The following is an 18928-nucleotide window of genomic DNA, read 5'->3' on the forward strand; positions in this document are numbered from 1 at the left end:
ATCCTTTTACGCCAAGCGGCGACTGCCAATGTAGTCTTTTTGTGCTCTAGCGCTGATGCAGCAAGCGCTGGCTGCTATCAATACATGGACTGGTGCCAGTCGATGGCCTCTTGCTGCAAGACCACGTCCACATCCACGCCCAAGGCCAGCGCTACGTCCACTGGGAACGTGTCAGCCATGGTGCGCTCGGTCCAGCCCACATGCTTGGCGCGGCTGCACCACACCGCCAGGTGCAGCAAGCCCGCCATAGGGTCAAAGCTCTCGGTGGCCATCGGCGCTTCCAGCGACTGGATCGACGCCACCACATCGCTGGGCAAATTCCAGCTGCGCAGCAATACCGCGGTGGTGCTGTTGGCGCTATAGCCCCAGTGCTTGGCCTCCAGACGTGGGCGGCGGGGATCCCAGATACTGGCCTCCTGATTCAACACAGCCACTCGCTCGGGCTGCGTCTGATGCAAGATGATTTGCCCCAGCGCGTGCAACAACGCGGCCATATAGGCTGCACTGCCATCCAGCCCCGTCAATCCCGCCAAATTACGGGCCAATTTGGCCGTCGCATGGCTGATGCGTGTAAATTGGGCCATATCGATTCCGGCGGTTGCGCGCACCGTCAAACCCAGCTCTGCCTTCTTCAGCAGCCCTTTGAGCTGGCGCGCACCCAGCAGCACAATCGCCGGCGCAATCCCCCGCACCTGCCCCGCCATTTGAAAAGCGCTGCTGTTCGCACACTGCATCAACTGCGCGGCCAGCACAGGGTCGCCCCCAAACAGCTGATTCACGCGCCGCATATTGGGCACATCGCCAAGCAACTCCCGCATCAGCAGCGCCAACACGCGCGGCTGACACGGCAGAGAAAGTTCTTTGGCAACATGCATAGATCAAGCGTCAAGCAGCAAGGGGGGATAAACGGCACAAGGTTGTCTGAGCATAGCCCTTGCCCTCCTGGAAAGCACGCACCCAAATTTGACCAATGTCGCATCCAGCACGAATTCCTTGGAGCGAAATGCACGGGCTTTGTCACCCAATTTCCTGCTTTGCTGCACCCTCAGCCTTGCATGGCAGCAAGTCCACCAAAAAAAGGGCTGCATGTGCAGCCCTTTGTTGCCAAGCTTTCGCTTATTTTTTCAAGCCTTGCAGCTTGGCAAATGCCGAGGCCATGGCATTTTGCTGCGCAGGCTGGGCATGGCTGTCGCGGCCACCCCGGCTGGCAGTGCCATGGCTATTGCTGCGGCCTGCGCCTTCAAAGCGGTTGTCGCGCGGGCCATCGCGGCGCGCGGGGGCCGCATCGAGCTTCATGGTCAGGCTGATGCGCTTGCGCGCCACGTCCACTTCCAGCACTTTGACCTTAACGATCTGACCGGTCTTGACCACCTCGCGCGCGTCCTCGACAAACTTGTGGCTCATCTGGCTGACGTGCACCAGGCCGTCCTGGTGCACCCCCAGGTCCACAAACGCACCGAACTGGGCCACATTGCTGACCGTGCCTTCCAGAATCATGCCCTCCTTGAGGTCCTTGATGTCTTCCACGCCGTCGTTGAAACGCGCCACGACAAAGTCGGGGCGCGGGTCACGACCGGGCTTGTCCAGCTCGCTCAGGATGTCCTTGACGGTGATGGCCCCGAACTTCTCGGTCACAAACTGCTCGACCTTCAGGCCCTTGAGCATGTCGCTGCGGCCCATCAGCTGGTCCACGGGCTTGCCGGTGGCGGCAATGATCTGCTCCACCACCGGATAGGTTTCGGGGTGCACGCCTGTCATGTCCAGCGGATTGTCGCCACCGCGGATGCGCAAGAAGCCGGCGGCCTGCTCGAAGGTCTTGGCGCCCAGGCCGGCCACGTCCATCAGCTGCTTGCGGTTTTTGAACGAGCCGTTGGCATCGCGCCAGCGCACCACGGACTTGGCGACCGAGGCGCTCAGGCCCGACACGCGGGTCAGCAGCGGGGCCGAGGCCGTATTCAGGTCCACACCCACCGAGTTCACGCAGTCTTCGACCACGGCGTCCAGCTGGCGCGCCATCTCGCTCTGGTTCACGTCGTGCTGGTACTGGCCCACACCGATGCTCTTGGGGTCGATCTTCACCAGCTCGGCCAGCGGGTCCTGCAGGCGGCGCGCAATGCTCACCGCGCCGCGCAGGCTGACATCGACGTCGGGCAGCTCCTGCGAGGCGAATTCGCTGGCCGAATACACGGACGCGCCCGCCTCGCTGACCACCACCTTCTCGATCTTCTTGTCCGCCTTGGCGGCCAGCTTGATCAGGTCGGCCGCCAGTTTGTCGGTTTCACGGCTGGCCGTGCCGTTGCCAATGGCAATCAGGTTCACGCCATGCTTTTCCACCAGCTTGGCCAGGGTGTGCAGCGAGCCTTCCCAGTCTTTGCGTGGCTCGTGCGGGTAGACGGTGGCGGTGTCCACCAGCTTGCCGTTGCTGTCCACCACGGCCACCTTCACACCGGTGCGGATGCCGGGGTCCAGGCCCATCACGGTCTTGGCGCCGGCCGGGGCGGCCAGCAACAGGTCGCGCAGGTTGTCGCCAAACACCTTGATGGCCACCTTCTCGGCGTCTTCACGCAGGCGGCTGAAGAGGTCGCGCTCGGTCGACAGGCTGAGCTTGACGCGCCAGGTCCAGGCCACGCACTTGCGGATCAGGTCATCGCTGGCACGCTTGGCGTGGCTCCAGCCCAGGTGCAGGGCGATCTTGCCTTCGGCCAGGCTGGGCTGCCCGGGTTCGGGCTCCACAGGCTGGACCAGCTTGGCTTCCAGAATTTCCAGCGCGCGGCCGCGGAACACAGCCAGCGCACGGTGCGAGGGCACGCGGCCGATGGGTTCGTCGTAGTCGAAATAGTCGCGGAACTTAGCCACCTCGGGGTCGTTCTCGTTCTTGGACTCGACCTTCTTGGACTTGAGCAAGCCCTCGTCCCACAGCCATTCGCGCAGCTTTTGCACCAGGGCCGGGTCTTCGGCCCAGCGCTCGGACAGGATGTCGCGCACGCCATCCAGCACGGCGAAGGTGGTGCTGAAATCCGGGCCGGGCTTGCCATCGTCCAGCGTTGTCGCTGGCTGGCAGAAAGCCTTGGCTTCTTCGTGTGGGTCCAGCGTGGGGTCGGCAAACAGCTTGTCAGCCAGCGGCTCAATGCCGAATTCCTTGGCGATCTGGCCCTTGGTGCGGCGCTTTTGCTTGAACGGCAGATAGATGTCTTCCAGCTCCTGCTTGGTCGGCGCATTGGCAATCGCCAGGCGCAGCGCATCGGTCAACTTGCCCTGGTCATCGATGGCCTTGAGCACGGCACTGCAGCGGTCTTCCAGCTCACGCAGGTAAGACAGGCGGGCCTCCAGCTCACGCAGCTGCACATCGTCCAGGCCACCCGTCACTTCCTTGCGGTAGCGGGCGATGAACGGCACGGTCGCGCCACCATCCAGCAACTCCACGGCAGCACTGACTTGCTGCGCACTGACTTTGATTTCTGCGGCAATTTGCCCAATGATTTTTTGCATGCGTTACGCGCCCCACGGCGCTGGTTCACTGAAAGCGGGCAAGTGTGCCATAGACATTTGCATCTGCTGCATTTCGGCTGCAAGCAATTGCATATCCACACAATTGATAGCTGTTAGCGCACGCCAGATATACCTCAGCGGGCAAAAACACTCTAAGCTCTACCGCTCATGCAAGACGATTTGTTTGGCGCCGGCGCCGCACCAACTCCTGTACCACCTTCCGCAAGACCTTCGAAGAAGTCTGCGGGGGTTCAGGCGGTGGCGCCCACAGCGCCTCTGCTGGCGCTGGCACAGGGCTTGCCCCACACCCTGCGCATGGGGGTCTCCACCTGGTCCTACCCCGGCTGGGATGGGTTGGTGTGGGATGGCGTCTACGATGCATCCACACTCTCGCGCAAAGGCCTCACGGCCTTGAGCCAGCACCCGCTGATGCGCACTGTCTGCGTGGACCGCAGTTTTTGGCGCCCCCTGAGCACCGAGCAGTACGCCCAAATGGCCGCACAGGTGCCTGAAGGCTTCCGCTTTGTGGTCAAGTGCCCGAATGTCATCACCGATGCCTTGGTACGCGGCGAAGAAGGGCAAGGTCAGCAGCGCAACTCTGCGTTTTTGAACCCCAGCTTGGCAATCGAACAATTCGTGGTACCCGCCTTAGAAGGCCTTGGCAATAAGCTGGGCGTGCTGGTCTACCAGCTCAGCCCCCTGCCTTGGGAGCTTTTGCGTCAACCGGATCAACTGTGGCAGCCGCTGAACGCCCTCTTGGCCACCACCCGCGCTGCGCTGGTTGCGGCACCCGATGTGATCGTGGCGGTCGAAGTGCGAGATCCGCTGTTGCTGCAAGAGGCATTCATCCAGGTGCTTCAATCGAATGCGGCCACCATGTGCCTGGGCCTGCACGGCAAAATGCCCCCTATCGAGCAGCAATTGCCCCTTCTGCGCAAACTCTGGCCTACCCCGCTGGTGTGCCGCTGGAACCTCAACACCACTTTTGGACCTTTCGGCTACACCGCAGCGCAAGAAAAGCACCAACCTTTTAGTGAAATACGCAGCCCAGCCCCCCACACGCGCAACGTGCTGGCACGAACCATCCACGGCATCACGGGCGCAGGGCAAGCGGCTTTTGTCACCATCAGCAATGATGCGGAAGGCTGTGCCCCGCTTTCCATCCAACTGCTGGCCGCGCAATTGTTCTCACTGGCTAACCCCTCTTCCAATTAGGGGGCTAATGTGCGAAGTTATAAATCGTTGACATTCAGTCCCTCATAGGCAACAACGTCGTTTTTTCTGAAGTGCTTGCCCCAAAGCAATGACACAGGTACGACAATCAGACACATTCTGACTAACACTAAAGTGCCGTCCATAGCTTTCTGCCACAACCTCTTCGTGCTGCACCGAGCGCTTGTCAAAATACTTGGGCAATAAAGAATTTATTGTGAAACTTCGCGACCTTCTCATATTGGCCAGTGGCGTTGCTGCTGCATCGCAAGTTAGTGCCTTGTCGCTGGGTAATACCCAAGGCAATGTGCAACTGGGTTCTCCGATTGACCTGGTATTTCAGGTTATGCCAGATGCTGGGCAGACAGCAGACAGCAGTTGCATCGCTGCGGATGTATGGATGGGCGATGCTGCCATTTCACGCGCTCAGATCTCGCTCACCCCACAGGGCAATGCCATACGCCTGCGTACCAGCACCCCTGTATACGAGCCGCTGATCACCGTCAAACTGCATGCAGGGTGCGCTGGGGCGATAGCACGCAGCTACACTTTTTTCGCAGATCCTCCGCACACGCTCGCCGCATCTACCACGCCGATAGATCTGAGCAAGATTCAAGTCAGCCCGGTGCCAGCCGCCACTGCAGCAGCCGTGGCCCGCGCAGCGCCTGAGAAAAAGCCACGCGCTCCCAAGCGCATCGTCACACCTGCGGCAAACAAGCCCAAAGTGGTTGCCGCAGCTTCAGCTGTCACAGCCCCAAAGTCAGCGCCATCCGCTGAGCGCGCTGCAGCACCTGCCGACACATCCCCGGCGACACCCCTCCCCGTCGCCGCCGCTGCCGGCACCAGCGAAGACAAGCCACGTTTGCGGGTTGAACCGATTGAAGGACTCGACGCTCCCAGCAGCGCTGTCCCTGCCACATCTGCAACAACAGAGCCCCTGCCAAGTAGCAGCATCGACGCCCAAACCCAACTGGTGCTGGATGCCAACGCTGCGCGATTGGAAGCCATGGAAAAGCAGTTGCAAACACTGCAGACCCAGCTGACCAACAATCGCAGCGAGATCACCAGCTTGCAAACACAGCTGGTGCAGGCACAGAACCAAGATTTACCTTTGTGGGTTCACATCATGCTGGGCATGCTGGCTTTGGCCCTTGCGACCATTGCTTGGCTGCTGCAGCGCATCAAACAAGAGCGCATGAACGCGCAGCGGTCGTGGGCTGACACCGTGCTTGCAGTGGATGATTCAGTACAAGCGACCAGCATTGACACACGAAGCAGCACAGCAGTTACTCCCCAAGCTGCTGCGGCAGCGGCCACACCCTCGGCTGTCGAGCAACCTGCTCCTTTCGAAGCCGCCATCGCTTCCGCAGCAAGCAAACCTGCGCCACAAAGCTGGAGCAGCGCTGAAGCGTCATCACCCACGGTGATGCCGGAAGAGCTGTACGCAGAATTCGAACAACTCGCTGGGCATAAACCCTCGCCAGAGGTATCACCCTCAATTGCCGAGGTATTAACTGCGCAAGCGCTTTTCGATGTGCAAGAGCAGGCAGAGTTTTATGCCTCGATTGGAGAGAACGACCAAGCCATCGAGATCTTGCAAACGCATATTGCAGAGCACCAAGCTTCTTCGCCACTGGCCTATATCGAACTGTTACAGCTGTTGTACCGACTCAGTCGCACCGAAACATTTGAGCAAGTGCGCGAACAGTTCGAAGCGCATTTCAACGTCAAAGTGCCAGATTTCCTTGGTTTCTCGCGCAAGGGGCATGACCTGTGGAGCGGCCACCCCGAGGTTCTCAGCAAAATTGAAGCACTCTGGCCTACCGATGAAGTGCAAACCCTGCTGCGCGATTTGATTGTTCGCAAGCCTGCTGCAGATCACAGAGAAAGCGATATGCGCTTTGACTTGTCTGCATTTGATGACTTGCTCATGCTCTATAACGTGGCGCAAACCACACCAGCGTCAAGCCGTGGCCAGTTGCCGGGACGGGTGCGCACCGCTCCCACTGAAGTTCCGTTGCCAGAGGTCGTTTTTGACAATGTCCCTGCGCCAACCACCTATCCTGTGCGCACTGGCGCTACGGCGGCAGCTGACCATACACCTTTGCCATTGAGTGCGGCCAACTTGGACATGCTCAGCGCGGCGCCTGCGCAAGCACCGTTGGCACCGCCCAATCCCCACAATGACTCCCCGTTCCAGAGCACCGCACACTTTGCTCCAGATGAAATACTGATGGATGGGCTGACGCTGAACTGGGAAGCCACGGCATCCACACCGCCTTCCGCGGAGCGGACAGACACAGCATCTGCAGAGGTCAAACTCCAAAGCCTGGAAGATGAGTTGAACCCGTTCATCATGGATGAACGCGATTTACCGCCCACCAAAAAATAGCACTGAGCGCGCAACTATTACCAGCACGCCACACATCATGAAGATGTGTGGCGTTACTTTTTATGTGGCAAGCGCACCAAAAATCCTGCAACACGCTATTTTTTTTATTCGCAGTGCCCAACTTCACCCCCAACTCATCTGCCTTATTAAGGGCACTACCTCTGCGTACATGCGAAAATCACGCTTTTTGCAGCTTTGGCGTGTCTTGATGGGCATCGATATCCCAGCTGCTCGCGCGAACAACACAATAGGAATCAGTCATGGAAGCAGAACGCGTCAACCAAATCGAAGCCACACTCGCTGATCTGTCCACTCGGACACAAGAGCTCCGGAGGTATCTTTGACTACGATGCAAAGTTTGAACGACTGCGCACTGTCAACGCCTCGCTAGAAGACCCATCGGTCTGGAACGACCCCAAAAAAGCCCAAGAACTGGGCAAAGAAAAAAAATCACTCGATTCCGTCGTTTTGACACTGCAAAAGCTCACCGCCGAACTGGCTGACAACGCTGAGTTGTTTGAGATGAGCAAGGAAGAAGGCGACGAGGCCGGGCTGGAAACCATCGAAGCAGAAGCCGCCAAGCTGCAACCGCTGATTGAAGAGCTGGAATTCCGCCGCATGTTCAATCAAGAGGCGGACTCCCTGAACTGCTTTATTGACATTCAAGCAGGCGCAGGTGGCACCGAAGCCTGCGACTGGGCCAGCATGCTACTGCGTCAGTACCTGAGGTACGCAGAACGCAAGGGCTTCAAGGCCACGGTGGAAGAAGAAACGCCGGGCGATGTGGCCGGCATCAAGAGCGCCACCATCAAGGTGGAAGGTGAATACGCCTACGGCCTGCTGCGCACCGAAACCGGCGTGCACCGCTTGGTCCGCAAGTCGCCTTTTGACTCTTCGGGTGGCCGTCACACCAGCTTCTCTTCGCTGTTCGTCTACCCCGAGATTGATGACTCCATCGAGATCAACATCAATCCCGCCGATGTGCGCACCGACACCTACCGCGCTTCCGGCGCGGGTGGTCAGCACATCAACAAAACCGACTCGGCCGTGCGTCTGACGCACATCCCCACCGGCATCGTGGTGCAGTGCCAAGATGGCCGCTCGCAGCACAGCAACAGGGATGTAGCTTGGCAACGCCTGCGCTCGCGCTTGTACGACTACGAGATGCGCAAGCGCCAGGAAGAGCAGCAAAAACTGGAAGACACCAAGACCGATGTGGGCTGGGGTCACCAGATTCGCTCCTATGTGCTGGATAACAGCCGCATCAAGGATTTGCGCACCAACGTAGAAGTCTCAGCGACCCAAAAAGTGCTGGACGGCGATTTGGACGTGTTCATCGAAGCCTCGCTCAAGCAAGGCGTTTAAAGGAAGATCACATGCTGCGTGAAGGACAAGCCACAGCCATTCAAAGGGCTGACTACCAAGCACCGGCTTGGTGGATCGATACCGTCGACCTGACATTCGACCTCGACCCAGCCAAAACCCGCGTACTCAACAAGATGCGCATCCACCGCAACGCTGACGTGCCTGCACAGGCGTTGCGTCTGGATGGCGATGAGCTGAACTTGGCGCGCGTCATGGTCAACGGCGCTGGCACTTCGTTCAAAATGGACGGCAGCCAACTGGTGCTGGAAAACCTGCCCGAGGGCAATGAGCCCGTCGAGCTGGAAATTTTCACCACCTGCACGCCAGACAAGAACACCAAGCTCATGGGCTTGTATGTGAGCGAAGGCACGTTCTTCACCCAGTGCGAATCCGAAGGCTTCCGCCGCATCACTTATTTCCTGGATCGCCCCGATGTCATGGCCATGTACACCGTGACATTGCGTGCCAACAAAGATGCCTTCCCGGTGCTGCTGTCCAACGGCAACTTGGTCGATTCTGGCGATCTGGAAGACGGGCGCCACTTTGCCAAGTGGGTTGACCCACACAAAAAACCCAGCTACCTGTTCGCACTGGTGGCGGGCAAGCTGGTGGCGCGCGAGCAAAAAATCAAGAGCCGAGCGGGCAAGGACCACTTGCTGCAGGTTTTTGTGCGCCCCGGCGATCTGGAAAAGACCGAGCACGCCATGAACGCCCTGATGCACTCCGTGGCATGGGACGAGGCACGCTTTGACCTGAGCCTGGATCTGGATCGCTTCATGATCGTCGCCACCAGCGACTTCAACATGGGCGCGATGGAAAACAAGGGCCTGAACATCTTCAACACCAAGTACGTGCTGGCCAGCCAGTCCACGGCCACCGATGTGGACTTTGCCAACGTCGAAAGCGTGGTCGGCCACGAGTACTTCCACAACTGGACCGGCAACCGCATCACCTGCCGCGACTGGTTCCAGCTGAGCTTGAAAGAAGGCCTGACCGTCTTCCGCGATCAGGAATTCAGCATGGACATGGCGGGCACTCCATCGGCCCGCGCGGTCAAACGCATTGAAGATGTACGGGTGCTACGCACCGTGCAGTTCCCCGAAGATGCAGGCCCCATGGCCCATCCCGTGCGCCCCGACAGCTACATCGAGATCAACAACTTCTACACCGTCACCATTTACGAGAAAGGTGCAGAAGTGGTGCGCATGCAGCACAACCTGGTAGGCCGCGAAGGCTTTGCCAAGGGTATGGAACTGTACTTTGCCCGCCACGATGGCCAGGCCGTCACCTGTGACGACTTTGTACAGGCGATGGCCGATGCCAACCCTGCCAGCCCTCTGGCCCAGCACTTGGAGCAGTTCAAGCGCTGGTACAGCCAGGCCGGCACCCCTACTGTCAAAGCGGTGGCACAGTACGATGCTGCTGCGCAAACCTACACGCTGACACTTTCGCAAAGCTGTGCCGCGACCGCCGGTCAAGCCGAGAAGCAGCCTTTTGTCATTCCCGTCGAAATGGGTCTGCTGGGTCAAGACGGCAGCGCATTGCCTTTGCAACTGCAAGGCGACAGCGCAAGCACCTTGAGCAAAACCTTGGTGCTGACGCAAGCTGAGCAGACTTGGGTGTTCTCCAACGTTGCCCAGTCCCCCGTGCCTTCGCTGCTGCGTGGTTTCAGTGCACCCGTGGTGCTGCAGTACGACTTCAGCGATGCCGAATTGCTGACGCAGTTGGCCCACGACAGCGACAGCTTCAACCGCTGGGAAGCAGGCCAGCGCCTGGCAGTGCGCTATGCCCTGCAGGCCATCCAGTCGGATACCCCTGTCGCTGCCAACGTACTGCCGGCGGCGTTTGTCCATGCACTGCGTGATGTGCTGCGCCACCCCACGCTGGATGCGGCCTACAAAGACCTGGTGCTGGCCCTGCCATCGGAAGCCTACATGGCCGAACAGCTGGACGTGGTTGACCCACAGCGCATTCACGCGGTACGTGAATCCATGCGCCTGCAGCTGGCGCAAAGCCTGCAAGCTGATTGGGCTTGGGCGTTGGAAACCTGTGGTGATACCGGCGCTTACCGCCCAGACCCCGTGTCATCTGGCAAACGCGCGCTGGCAGGCTCTGCGCTGCTCATGCTGTGCTTGGCGGCCCAAGTCTCGGGCGATACTGTCTGGCATGGCAAAGCCTATCAACGCTTCAAAGACGCAGGCAATATGACGGATCGCTTCAACGCCCTGTCTGCGCTGGTGCACAGCGGCGCTGAGCTGGCCAAGCCTGCCCTGGAGCGCTTCCACACCCTGTTCAAGAACGAGCCACTGGTTATCGACAAGTGGTTTGCCCTGCAGGCAGGCACTTGTGACCGAGGTGGCAACGTGTTGCCTGCCGTCAAACAATTGATGAAGCACCCCGATTTCAGCCTGAAGAACCCCAACCGTGCGCGCAGCCTGATTTTTAGCTACTGCAGCGCCAACCCCGGTGCGTTCCACCGTGCGGATGCTGCAGGCTATGTTTTCTGGAGTGAGCGCGTGCTGGAGCTTGACGCCATCAATCCACAAGTCGCCTCCCGCCTCGCACGCGGCATGGATCGCTGGAGCAAACTGGCGCAGCCCTATCGCACTGCCGCCCGCGAAGCGATTGCACGCGTCGCCGCCAAGCCCGACTTGAGCAACGATGTGCGCGAAATCGTCACCCGAGCATTGGGTAACGACTAAGCATCAAAACCGCTGCTAACGCTTATAGACAAAGCGCTAGCAGCTATATTTTTAAAGAACAGGCTGTTTGATCACAGCCTTGTTTGAGGAGAAAACTTATGACACGCCGCGTCAGTCTGACTCGCTATTTGGTTGAACAACAACGTGTGGATGGCCGCATCCCCCCCCAACTGCGCTTGCTGCTGGAAGTGGTAGCTCGCGCCTGCAAACGCATCAGCTTTGCGGTAAACAAAGGACAGTTGGGTGAGGTCATGGGCTCCGCTGGCAGCGAAAACGTGCAAGGCGAAGTGCAGAAAAAGCTGGACATCATCGCCAACGAAACCCTGATTGAAGCCAACGAATGGGGCGGCCACCTGGCTGCCATGGCCTCTGAGGAGATGGAAGGCATTTACGTGGTGCCCAACCGTTACCCCCAGGGCGAATACCTGTTGATGTTTGACCCCTTGGACGGCTCCTCCAACATCGACATCAACATGTCGATCGGCACCATCTTCAGCGTGCTCAAAAAACACGACAACCACCCTGGCGTGCACGACAGCGACTTCATGCAGCCCGGCACCGAACAAGTTGCTGCAGGCTATTGCATCTATGGCCCCCAGACTACGCTGGTGCTGACCGTGGGTGACGGCGTCTCCATGTTCACCCTGGATCGGGAGCAAGGCTCTTTCATCTTGATTGAAGAAAACGTCAAGATTCCTGAAGATACGAAAGAGTTCGCCATCAACATGTCCAACATGCGCCACTGGGACGAACCCATGAAGCGCTACATCGACGAGTGCCTGGCTGGCGAAGACGGCCCACGTGGCAAGAACTTCAATATGCGCTGGGTCGCGGCCATGGTGGCCGATGTGCACCGCATTCTGTGCCGCGGCGGTGTCTTTATGTACCCCTGGGACAAGCGCGAGCCACACAAGGCCGGCAAGCTGCGCCTGATGTACGAAGCCAACCCCATGAGCTGGTTGATTGAGCAAGCAGGCGGTGCTTCTACCAACTGCCGCCAACGCATCATGGAAATCCAGCCCACGGAGCTGCACCAGCGTGTAGCAGTGGTGCTAGGCTCCAAGAATGAAGTGGAACGCGTGACCCGTTATCACCTCGAAGCCGACCAAAAGTCACTATAATTTTCAGGTTGCCGGTGTAGCTCAGTCGGTAGAGCAGCTCATTCGTAATGAGAAGGTCGCGTGTTCGATTCATGTCTCCGGCACCAATGAAATAAGGAAACCTCGCTATGTTTTACGTAGCGAGGTTTTGTTTTTTCCGACGATGTAAGGGCGGATGTAAGACATTTTTTTTAGCTTCGTGGCGCTGACTTTCACCTCTTAGAGCAAATGGAGACTTGAATCGTGGAAATTTTTGATCAGCCCAACACGGGCACAGGCCAGCACTGCTTACCGATTGAATGCGCTCCACATGTCGATCTGGACTTGACAGACCAGCAAGCCCGCATACTGCTGGCCATCAAAACCAAGACCGAGCAGCTGCGAAAAAAGCTCAGGGAAGATCCTTTGTGGGGTTCCCCTGTGTATTTACCCCCGCGGGGCTTCAAGCCTCATCAAGCGACTAGTGAGCCGCTCCTTTGTGACCAACTGCCCTGGCCTGCCCTGCTGACTCTTGAAAATTGCGCCGAAGAAAGTGCAGCACTGGCCCAGTGCACTGAAACGGAGTTGCTGAGCTACGCCATCCAGATCAGCCCTTACGAGCACGTCGTGGTCTTGATTCAGCACCTATCGCACAGAGAAGGCATCCAAAAAGCCGCGCGTCTCTTAAGCCCCTACGTGCAAACCTTGCGCCACAAAGAAGCTCGCATTAAAGACGGCGCACGCAAGGGAGGGGAAAAATCAGCGCAAACACGGCGTAAACAATCCAAAGCTCCAGCACCAGAAGTGCTCAAACATGAAGCTGAAAAACTGCTGGGCAGCCATCACTCCAAGCGAGATATCGCAGGAATTTTGGCTAACCGCTACGGCGTCGAGGCAACCACGATTCGCAGAAAACTCCAATCAGCCGATTCATCCCTCAACGTTCATAGCACACCCCAAAGAGATTCCAAGGTGCAGCCGCAAGACCAACAAAATCAAACCCAGCCCATTGATGCAAAAAAATAAAGGTTTAAACAGGGAAGTGAAAACACAACCAGTAGATGCAGAACGCAAATTTGCGTTCTGAAGTGGCACCGGTTTTTTGCACAACTAGGTATTAGGCAGAGTTTGCCCTGGAGGGTGCGTTGTGCTCCGTGCCCAGCCAGGTCGGGTGTTCTGCGTACACATCGGTGGCTAGGCGCTTGATCGCATCGATGAACCAAGCGTTATCGTTGATGCGATGGGTCAAGATGATGGGGGACGTCGCGCGCTGATCTTCGATCAGACGGTAATGCAGGTCGTTGCGCAGCCGTGCCGAGGCAGGGATTAGGCACAGCCCTGACTCTGCTGCCACTAAACCCAGAGCTGTTTGAATCTCGCGCACTTCGTGGATCTCCGAGGGGCGGATCGATTGGTCGCGCAGCAGGCTGAGGATGTGGTCGGCGAAGCTGGGGCGTGGCTCCTTGGGATAGACGATGAGCTTTTGGCCGTGAACAGCCTTCAGGCTGAGGTGGCAGTTTTCAGCTGCCAACGTGGAACTCGGTGGCAGGGCTAGAACCAGCCGCTCCTCGCGCAGGACGATGCGTGTGACCGAGGCGTCGTTGCTGCGTATACGGCCAAAGCCGATGTCGATACGACCAGATTTGAGTGCCGCAATTTGCTGCATGGAGGTCAGCTCCACCAGCTGGATGTCCAAGTCCGGGTAATGCTGGCGCAGCTTGCGCACCAGAGCGGGAAGGCCGCCGTACAGGGTGGACGCCACAAAGCCGATGGACAGGGTTTGTCGCTGGTTCAGCCCGATTTGCTGGGTGGTGCTTTTGAGCTGCTCCAGCCGGTTCGTGATTTGCAGCGCTTGCTCATAAAACACGCGCCCGGCTTCGGTCAGTCGCAAGGGGCGGCTGTTGCGCAGGAGCAGTTGCACCCCTAACTCCTGCTCCAGCAACTGGATCTGGCGGCTCAGTGGAGGCTGTGCAATGTGCAGTTGCTCGGAGGCACGCGTGAAGTTGCGGGTGTTGGCAACGGCGATGAAGTATTTGAGCTGCCGGATATCCATAGGGTAAACCACTATTCGATGAAATTTCCAGTATCGAATTGGTTAATCTTTAGTGACTTAAGAGCAGACTATACCTAAAAGGTATTTAACAAGACGAATTTGGTGTTGGATGTTTCAGGGGGGTGCGTTGTTCAATGGGTGCTATGGAACACACACAACGCCTTCAATTGTCTGTGGCCCCTGTGGCCATTGAGCGGGTAGAAACCTTTTTGGTGGATTTGCCCACCATTCGTCCCCACCAGTTGTCCATGGCCACGATGAACGGCCAGACGCTGATGCTGGTGCGCCTGTATTGCTCGGACGGCACCGTGGGCGTGGGCGAGGGCACGACCATTGGGGGGTTGGCCTATGGGGCTGAGTCGCCCGAGGGCATGAAACTGGCCATCGACACTTATTTTGCACCTTTGCTGGTGGGGGCAGATGCCAGCCATGTGCCCGCCATCATGGCTAAGCTCGACAAGGCCATTCGCGACAACCGGTTTGCCAAGTGCGCGGTGGAAACCGCATTGTTTGATGCGCTGGGGCAGCGCACTGGGCTGCCTGTGTCCCAGTTGCTCGGTGGGCGCGTGCGTGACAGCCTGCCAGTCGCCTGGACGCTGGCTTCAGGCGATACCGCCAAGGATATTGACGAGGCCGAGCGCATGCTGGCGCAGCGTCGCCACAACATCTTCAAACTCAAGATTGGCCGCCGCGCTGTGGCCGACGACGTGGCCCATGTGGCAGCCATCAAGAAAGCCCTGGGGGATCGTGCAGCCGTGCGTGTCGATGTGAACATGGCATGGACTGAGCTGCAGGCCCAACATGGTCTGGCGGCATTGGCCGATGCCGGCTGTGAGCTGGCTGAACAACCCGTGGCCACCACCGAGGCGCTGGCACGTCTGAAGGGGCGCTACCCGATTGCTGTCATGGCCGATGAGTCACTGATTGGCCCGGCTTCAGCCTTCGCCCTTGCCCGCGTGGCGGGTGCCGATGTGTTCGCCGTCAAGATTGAACAGTCGGGTGGATTGCGCGCCGCTCAGCAGGTGGCAGCGATCGCTGATGCCGCAGGCATTGCACTGTACGGTGGCACCATGCTGGAAGGAGCGGTGGGCACAGTGGCTTCGGCCCATGTCTTTGCCACCTTCCGTGATCTGCAATGGGGCACCGAACTGTTTGGCCCCTTGCTGCTGACCGAAGAAATTTTGATCCAGCCGCTGCAATACCAGGATTTCCAGCTGGTTGTGCCAACGGCTCCGGGTTTGGGGATTGCGCTGGATGAAGACCGCGTTCAGTTCTTCCGCCGTGACAAAAAGCGCAGTGCCGCAGTGGCCGCGCGCTGAAGCCGCATCTTTTCTTTTCTTTACGTTCCTACGATGACCAAGGAGACCCGTATGTCTATTCAACTGTTCGATACCACCGAAGTACAGGACTTTCTGCGTCTGGCCAGTGGCCTGAATCAGCAAGGTGGAAACCCGCGCACCAAGCAGATCATTCATCGTATCCTGTCTGACCTGTACAAGGCGATTGAAGACCTGAACATCACGTCCGACGAATACTGGGCCGGTGTTGCGTATCTCAACCAACTGGGTGCGCGTGGCGAGGCGGGCCTGCTGTCCCCAGGTCTGGGTTTTGATCGCTACTTCGACATGCGGATGGACGCCGAAGACGCTGCGCTGGGCATCCACAACGGCACACCCCGCACGATCGAGGGCCCGCTGTATGTAGCTGGCGCGCCCGTGGAACAAGGCTTTGCACGACTGGATGACGGCAGCGACAAGGATGGACACACCCTGATCATGCATGGCACGGTGCGTGGCGCCGATGGTCAGCCACTGCCAGGCGCACAGGTTGAAGTATGGCATGCCAACACCAAGGGCTTTTATTCCCACTTCGACCCGACCGGCGAGCAACAGCCTTTCAACATGCGCCGCACCATCATTGCGGATGCCCAGGGACGTTACAAATTCCAGAGCATCGTGCCCGTGGGCTATGGCTGCCCACCCGATGGACCCACACAAGCATTGCTCAGCCAATTGGGTCGCCATGGCAACCGACCTGCGCACATCCATTTCTTTGTGTCGGCGCCAGGTCACCGCAAGCTGACCACACAGATCAACATCGACGGTGATCCGCTGGTGTTCGATGACTTCGCCTACGCCACCCGTGAGGGCCTTGTGCCTGCAGTGGTGGAGCGTACCGATGCAGCCAGCATCCAGGCAGAGGGTCTGAGCGCACCGTTTGCCGAGATTGTGTTCGACATCCAGCTCAGCGCACTGGTGAATGGGGTGGATAACCAGCTCGTGGATCGTCCACGCCTGGCTGCCTGATGGTTTGATTCGGCACAGCGTTCCATCGTGCATCACGTGGCTTGGCAGCGTGATGTGATGAAACGCCCGCCGCACGAAAGGAAACATCCATGGGCCATGCCCCTTTCCAACTGCCGACATCGCGTGGCAATTTTCGGGTAGCGGTGGACGGTGACGTCACCGCACCAGCGCTCATTTTGAGCAACTCTTTGGGCACCACGCTGGAGATGTGGTCACCGCAGGTCGCGGAGTTCGCCAAGCACTGGCGTGTGATTCGTTACGACACGCGCGGGCACGGCGGCAGTCCGGTCACACCGGGTCCCTATCGCTTTGACGATCTGGGGCAGGATGTACTCGCCCTGCTGGATGCACTGAACGTGGAACAGGCCGCGTTTTGCGGCATTTCCATGGGTGGTCACACCGGGCTGTGGCTGGGCATACATGCTGCTGCACGGCTGAGTGCGCTGGTGGTGTGCAACAGCGCGGCACGGATTGGTACGCAGCCGGCCTGGCTGGAGCGGGCCTCCATGGTGCGCGCAGGCGGCGCCACCAGCATGCGCAGCCTGGCCGACTCTGCCCCCGGTCGCTGGTTCACCGAAGGCTTTATTCATGACCAGCCAGACGTGGTGCAACGCGTGCAGGAGGGGTTGGCACAGATCAATCCTGAAGGCTATGCAGCCTGCTGCGAGGCCCTAGCGACTTCGGACTTGCGCGCCGACCTGGGCCTTATCAGTACACCCACACTACTGTTGGCAGGGGCGTTCGATCCGGTCACTACGGTGGCCGATGCCCAGGCCATGCAGGTCGACATCGCACACGCGCAACTGGCGGTGCTGCCAACCTCTCACCTGTCGAATCTGGAAGCACCAGAACGCTTTGCAAAAACGGTGCAGAACTTCATCGCCCACGTTTGAGGCCACTTGCAGGTATCGGTCGCACTCAGTGCTGTGCGATGACACCACGAAGTGACCCATATCTGAGCACCCACGAAACCCTTCCCGAAATTTTTCCCCAAAGGACATCAAATGCTGTATCTGGTTCACATGATTGTTGAGATCCCTTCCACCATGCCTGCCGAAGAGGCTGCACGCATCAAAGCTGAGGAAAAGGCCTATTCGCAGCGGCTGCAGCAAGAGGGCCAATGGCCACATTTGTGGCGCGTAGTAGGTGAATACGCCAACTACAGCGTATTCGACGTAGAGAGCAACGATGCCCTGCACGAGGCCCTGAGCCAGCTGCCCTTGTTCCCCTACATGAAGATCACGGTCACCCCGTTGGCCAAACACCCTTCGTCTATCCGCTGAGCCCTGGCTTGCACGCACACACAACAACAAACACCTATCCAGGAGACAAGCATGAAGCATCAATTGCTCAAATACACCGTGTCCACAGCCTTGCTCGCAGCATTTGCTGCCCCCGTGCTCGCCCAAACCGATCCTGGTCAATGGCCCACAAAGCCGATCAAATGGGTAGTGCCTTTTCCACCTGGTGGCGCGATGGACGCCATAGCCCGCACCCTGGGAGAGGTGACTGGTCGCAAACTGGGACAGCCTTTTGTGATTGAAAACAAGGCTGGTGCAGGCGGGAACATCGGTTCGGATTTCGTGGCCAAACAGCCTGCGGATGGCTACACGTTGATGATCACCTCCATCGGCATGGCAACCAATGGCGCGCTGTACAACAAACTGAGCTATGACCCAATCAAGGACTTTGAACCTGTCAGCTTGCTGGCAGTGGTGCCCAATGTGTTGGTAACCAACGCCAACCAAAAGGACATCCAGAGCGTCAAAGACGTGATTGAGCAGGCCAAAAAAGCGCCGAATAAGCTCACGTACGCTTCGGCGGGCAACGGTACTTCCATTCATTTGGCCGGTGCCAACTTCACGGCACTGACCGGTGTGCAGATGTTGCATGTCCCTTACCGTGGCAGCGGCCCTGCCGTCACGGACCTGCTGGGTGGCCAGGTGGACTTTATGTTTGACAGCATTACATCGGCACGCCCCCATATCCAAGCGGGCAAGCTACGTGCCCTGGCGGTGACAACCAAGAAGCGCTCGGCATCGCTGCCTGATGTACCTACCATGGCTGAGGCTGGAGTGCCCGGCTATGAGGTGTCGCCATGGTTTGCCACGTTCATGCCCGCAGGCACGCCTGCGGCGATTGTGGACAAGTTGAGCCTGGCCCTCAATGAGTCCATGCGCGATCCGGAGGTAAAAAAGCGTTTGGATGCGATCGGTGCCGAGCCGATGGGCACGACCCCACAGGTGCTGCGCACTCACCTCAAGCAAGAGACAGAGCGCTGGACCCAATTGATCAAAACCGCAGGTATTTCAGCGGATTGAGTACGGCCA

The 18928-nt window shown here is 58.6% G+C and carries 14 protein-coding genes and 1 tRNA gene; 12 read left to right on the plus strand and 3 right to left on the minus strand.

The features are described from left to right. Positions 1–77: 77 nt before the first annotated feature. Both B3R00_RS15100 and B3R00_RS15105 read right to left on the minus strand, forming a co-directional pair. Positions 78–875: an HDOD domain-containing protein gene (locus B3R00_RS15100; RefSeq protein ID WP_286999705.1), complete on the minus strand. Its 798-nt coding sequence runs from the start codon at positions 873–875 to the stop codon at positions 78–80. 241 nt (positions 876–1116) lie between these two features. Further along, positions 1117–3489 carry a Tex family protein gene (locus B3R00_RS15105; protein WP_286999706.1) on the minus strand — a complete coding sequence of 791 codons (2373 nt, stop codon included), beginning with the start codon at positions 3487–3489 and terminating at the stop codon, positions 1117–1119. 168 nt (positions 3490–3657) lie between these two features. Here B3R00_RS15105 and B3R00_RS15110 point away from each other — a divergent pair, with 168 nt between their 5' ends. The 7 genes from B3R00_RS15110 to B3R00_RS15140 all read left to right on the plus strand — a co-directional run bounded on the left by B3R00_RS15110 (position 3658) and on the right by B3R00_RS15140 (position 13265). After that, positions 3658–4704 carry a DUF72 domain-containing protein gene (locus tag B3R00_RS15110; protein WP_286999707.1) on the plus strand — a complete coding sequence of 349 codons (1047 nt, stop codon included), beginning with the start codon at positions 3658–3660 and terminating at the stop codon, positions 4702–4704. Between the two features lie 214 nt (positions 4705–4918). Beyond that, a complete protein-coding gene (locus B3R00_RS15115) occupies positions 4919–7093 on the plus strand; it encodes a type IV pilus assembly protein FimV (RefSeq protein WP_286999708.1) in 2175 nt (724 codons plus the stop codon). Positions 7094–7353: 260 nt separating this feature from the next. Then, positions 7354–8458 (plus strand): peptide chain release factor 2 gene (gene prfB / locus B3R00_RS15120; RefSeq protein ID WP_219162055.1). Its coding sequence is split into 2 segments (ribosomal slippage): positions 7354–7434 and positions 7436–8458, totalling 1104 coding nucleotides; the frame shifts between segments, so codons are not numbered across the junction. 11 nt (positions 8459–8469) lie between these two features. Continuing rightward, on the plus strand, positions 8470–11160 hold the full coding sequence (gene pepN, locus B3R00_RS15125) for an aminopeptidase N (RefSeq protein ID WP_286999709.1): 2691 nt from the start codon (positions 8470–8472) through the stop codon (positions 11158–11160). Positions 11161–11258: 98 nt separating this feature from the next. Beyond that, complete coding sequence (locus tag B3R00_RS15130) at positions 11259–12281, plus strand: class 1 fructose-bisphosphatase (protein ID WP_174862713.1); 1023 nt, start codon at positions 11259–11261, stop codon at positions 12279–12281. Between the two features lie 10 nt (positions 12282–12291). Continuing rightward, a tRNA-Thr gene (locus tag B3R00_RS15135) sits at positions 12292–12367 on the plus strand. A 136-nt stretch (positions 12368–12503) separates the two neighbouring features. Then, a complete protein-coding gene (locus tag B3R00_RS15140) occupies positions 12504–13265 on the plus strand; it encodes a hypothetical protein (protein ID WP_286999710.1) in 762 nt (253 codons plus the stop codon). Positions 13266–13356: 91 nt separating this feature from the next. Here the strand turns inward: B3R00_RS15140 and B3R00_RS15145 are convergent, their stop codons facing one another. Continuing rightward, complete coding sequence (locus B3R00_RS15145) at positions 13357–14292, minus strand: LysR family transcriptional regulator (protein ID WP_286999711.1); 936 nt, start codon at positions 14290–14292, stop codon at positions 13357–13359. 134 nt (positions 14293–14426) lie between these two features. Between B3R00_RS15145 and B3R00_RS15150 the strand changes: the two genes are divergently transcribed. The 5 genes from B3R00_RS15150 to B3R00_RS15170 all read left to right on the plus strand — a co-directional run bounded on the left by B3R00_RS15150 (position 14427) and on the right by B3R00_RS15170 (position 18919). After that, complete coding sequence (locus B3R00_RS15150) at positions 14427–15611, plus strand: muconate/chloromuconate family cycloisomerase (RefSeq protein ID WP_376747645.1); 1185 nt, start codon at positions 14427–14429, stop codon at positions 15609–15611. Between the two features lie 51 nt (positions 15612–15662). Continuing rightward, a complete protein-coding gene (catA, locus tag B3R00_RS15155; protein WP_286999713.1) occupies positions 15663–16598 on the plus strand; it encodes a catechol 1,2-dioxygenase in 936 nt (311 codons plus the stop codon). An 89-nt stretch (positions 16599–16687) separates the two neighbouring features. Next, positions 16688–17491, plus strand: coding sequence for a 3-oxoadipate enol-lactonase (gene pcaD, locus B3R00_RS15160; RefSeq protein ID WP_286999714.1), 804 nt, complete (start codon positions 16688–16690; stop codon positions 17489–17491). A gap of 111 nt (positions 17492–17602) precedes the next feature. Beyond that, positions 17603–17881, plus strand: coding sequence for a muconolactone Delta-isomerase (gene catC, locus B3R00_RS15165; RefSeq protein ID WP_043386272.1), 279 nt, complete (start codon positions 17603–17605; stop codon positions 17879–17881). 51 nt (positions 17882–17932) lie between these two features. Further along, complete coding sequence (locus tag B3R00_RS15170) at positions 17933–18919, plus strand: tripartite tricarboxylate transporter substrate binding protein (RefSeq protein WP_286999715.1); 987 nt, start codon at positions 17933–17935, stop codon at positions 18917–18919. Positions 18920–18928: the final 9 nt, after the last annotated feature.

Source organism: Comamonas sp. UBA7840 (assembly GCF_002501455.1).
GTDB lineage: Bacteria > Pseudomonadota > Gammaproteobacteria > Burkholderiales > Burkholderiaceae_C > Comamonas > Comamonas jiangduensis.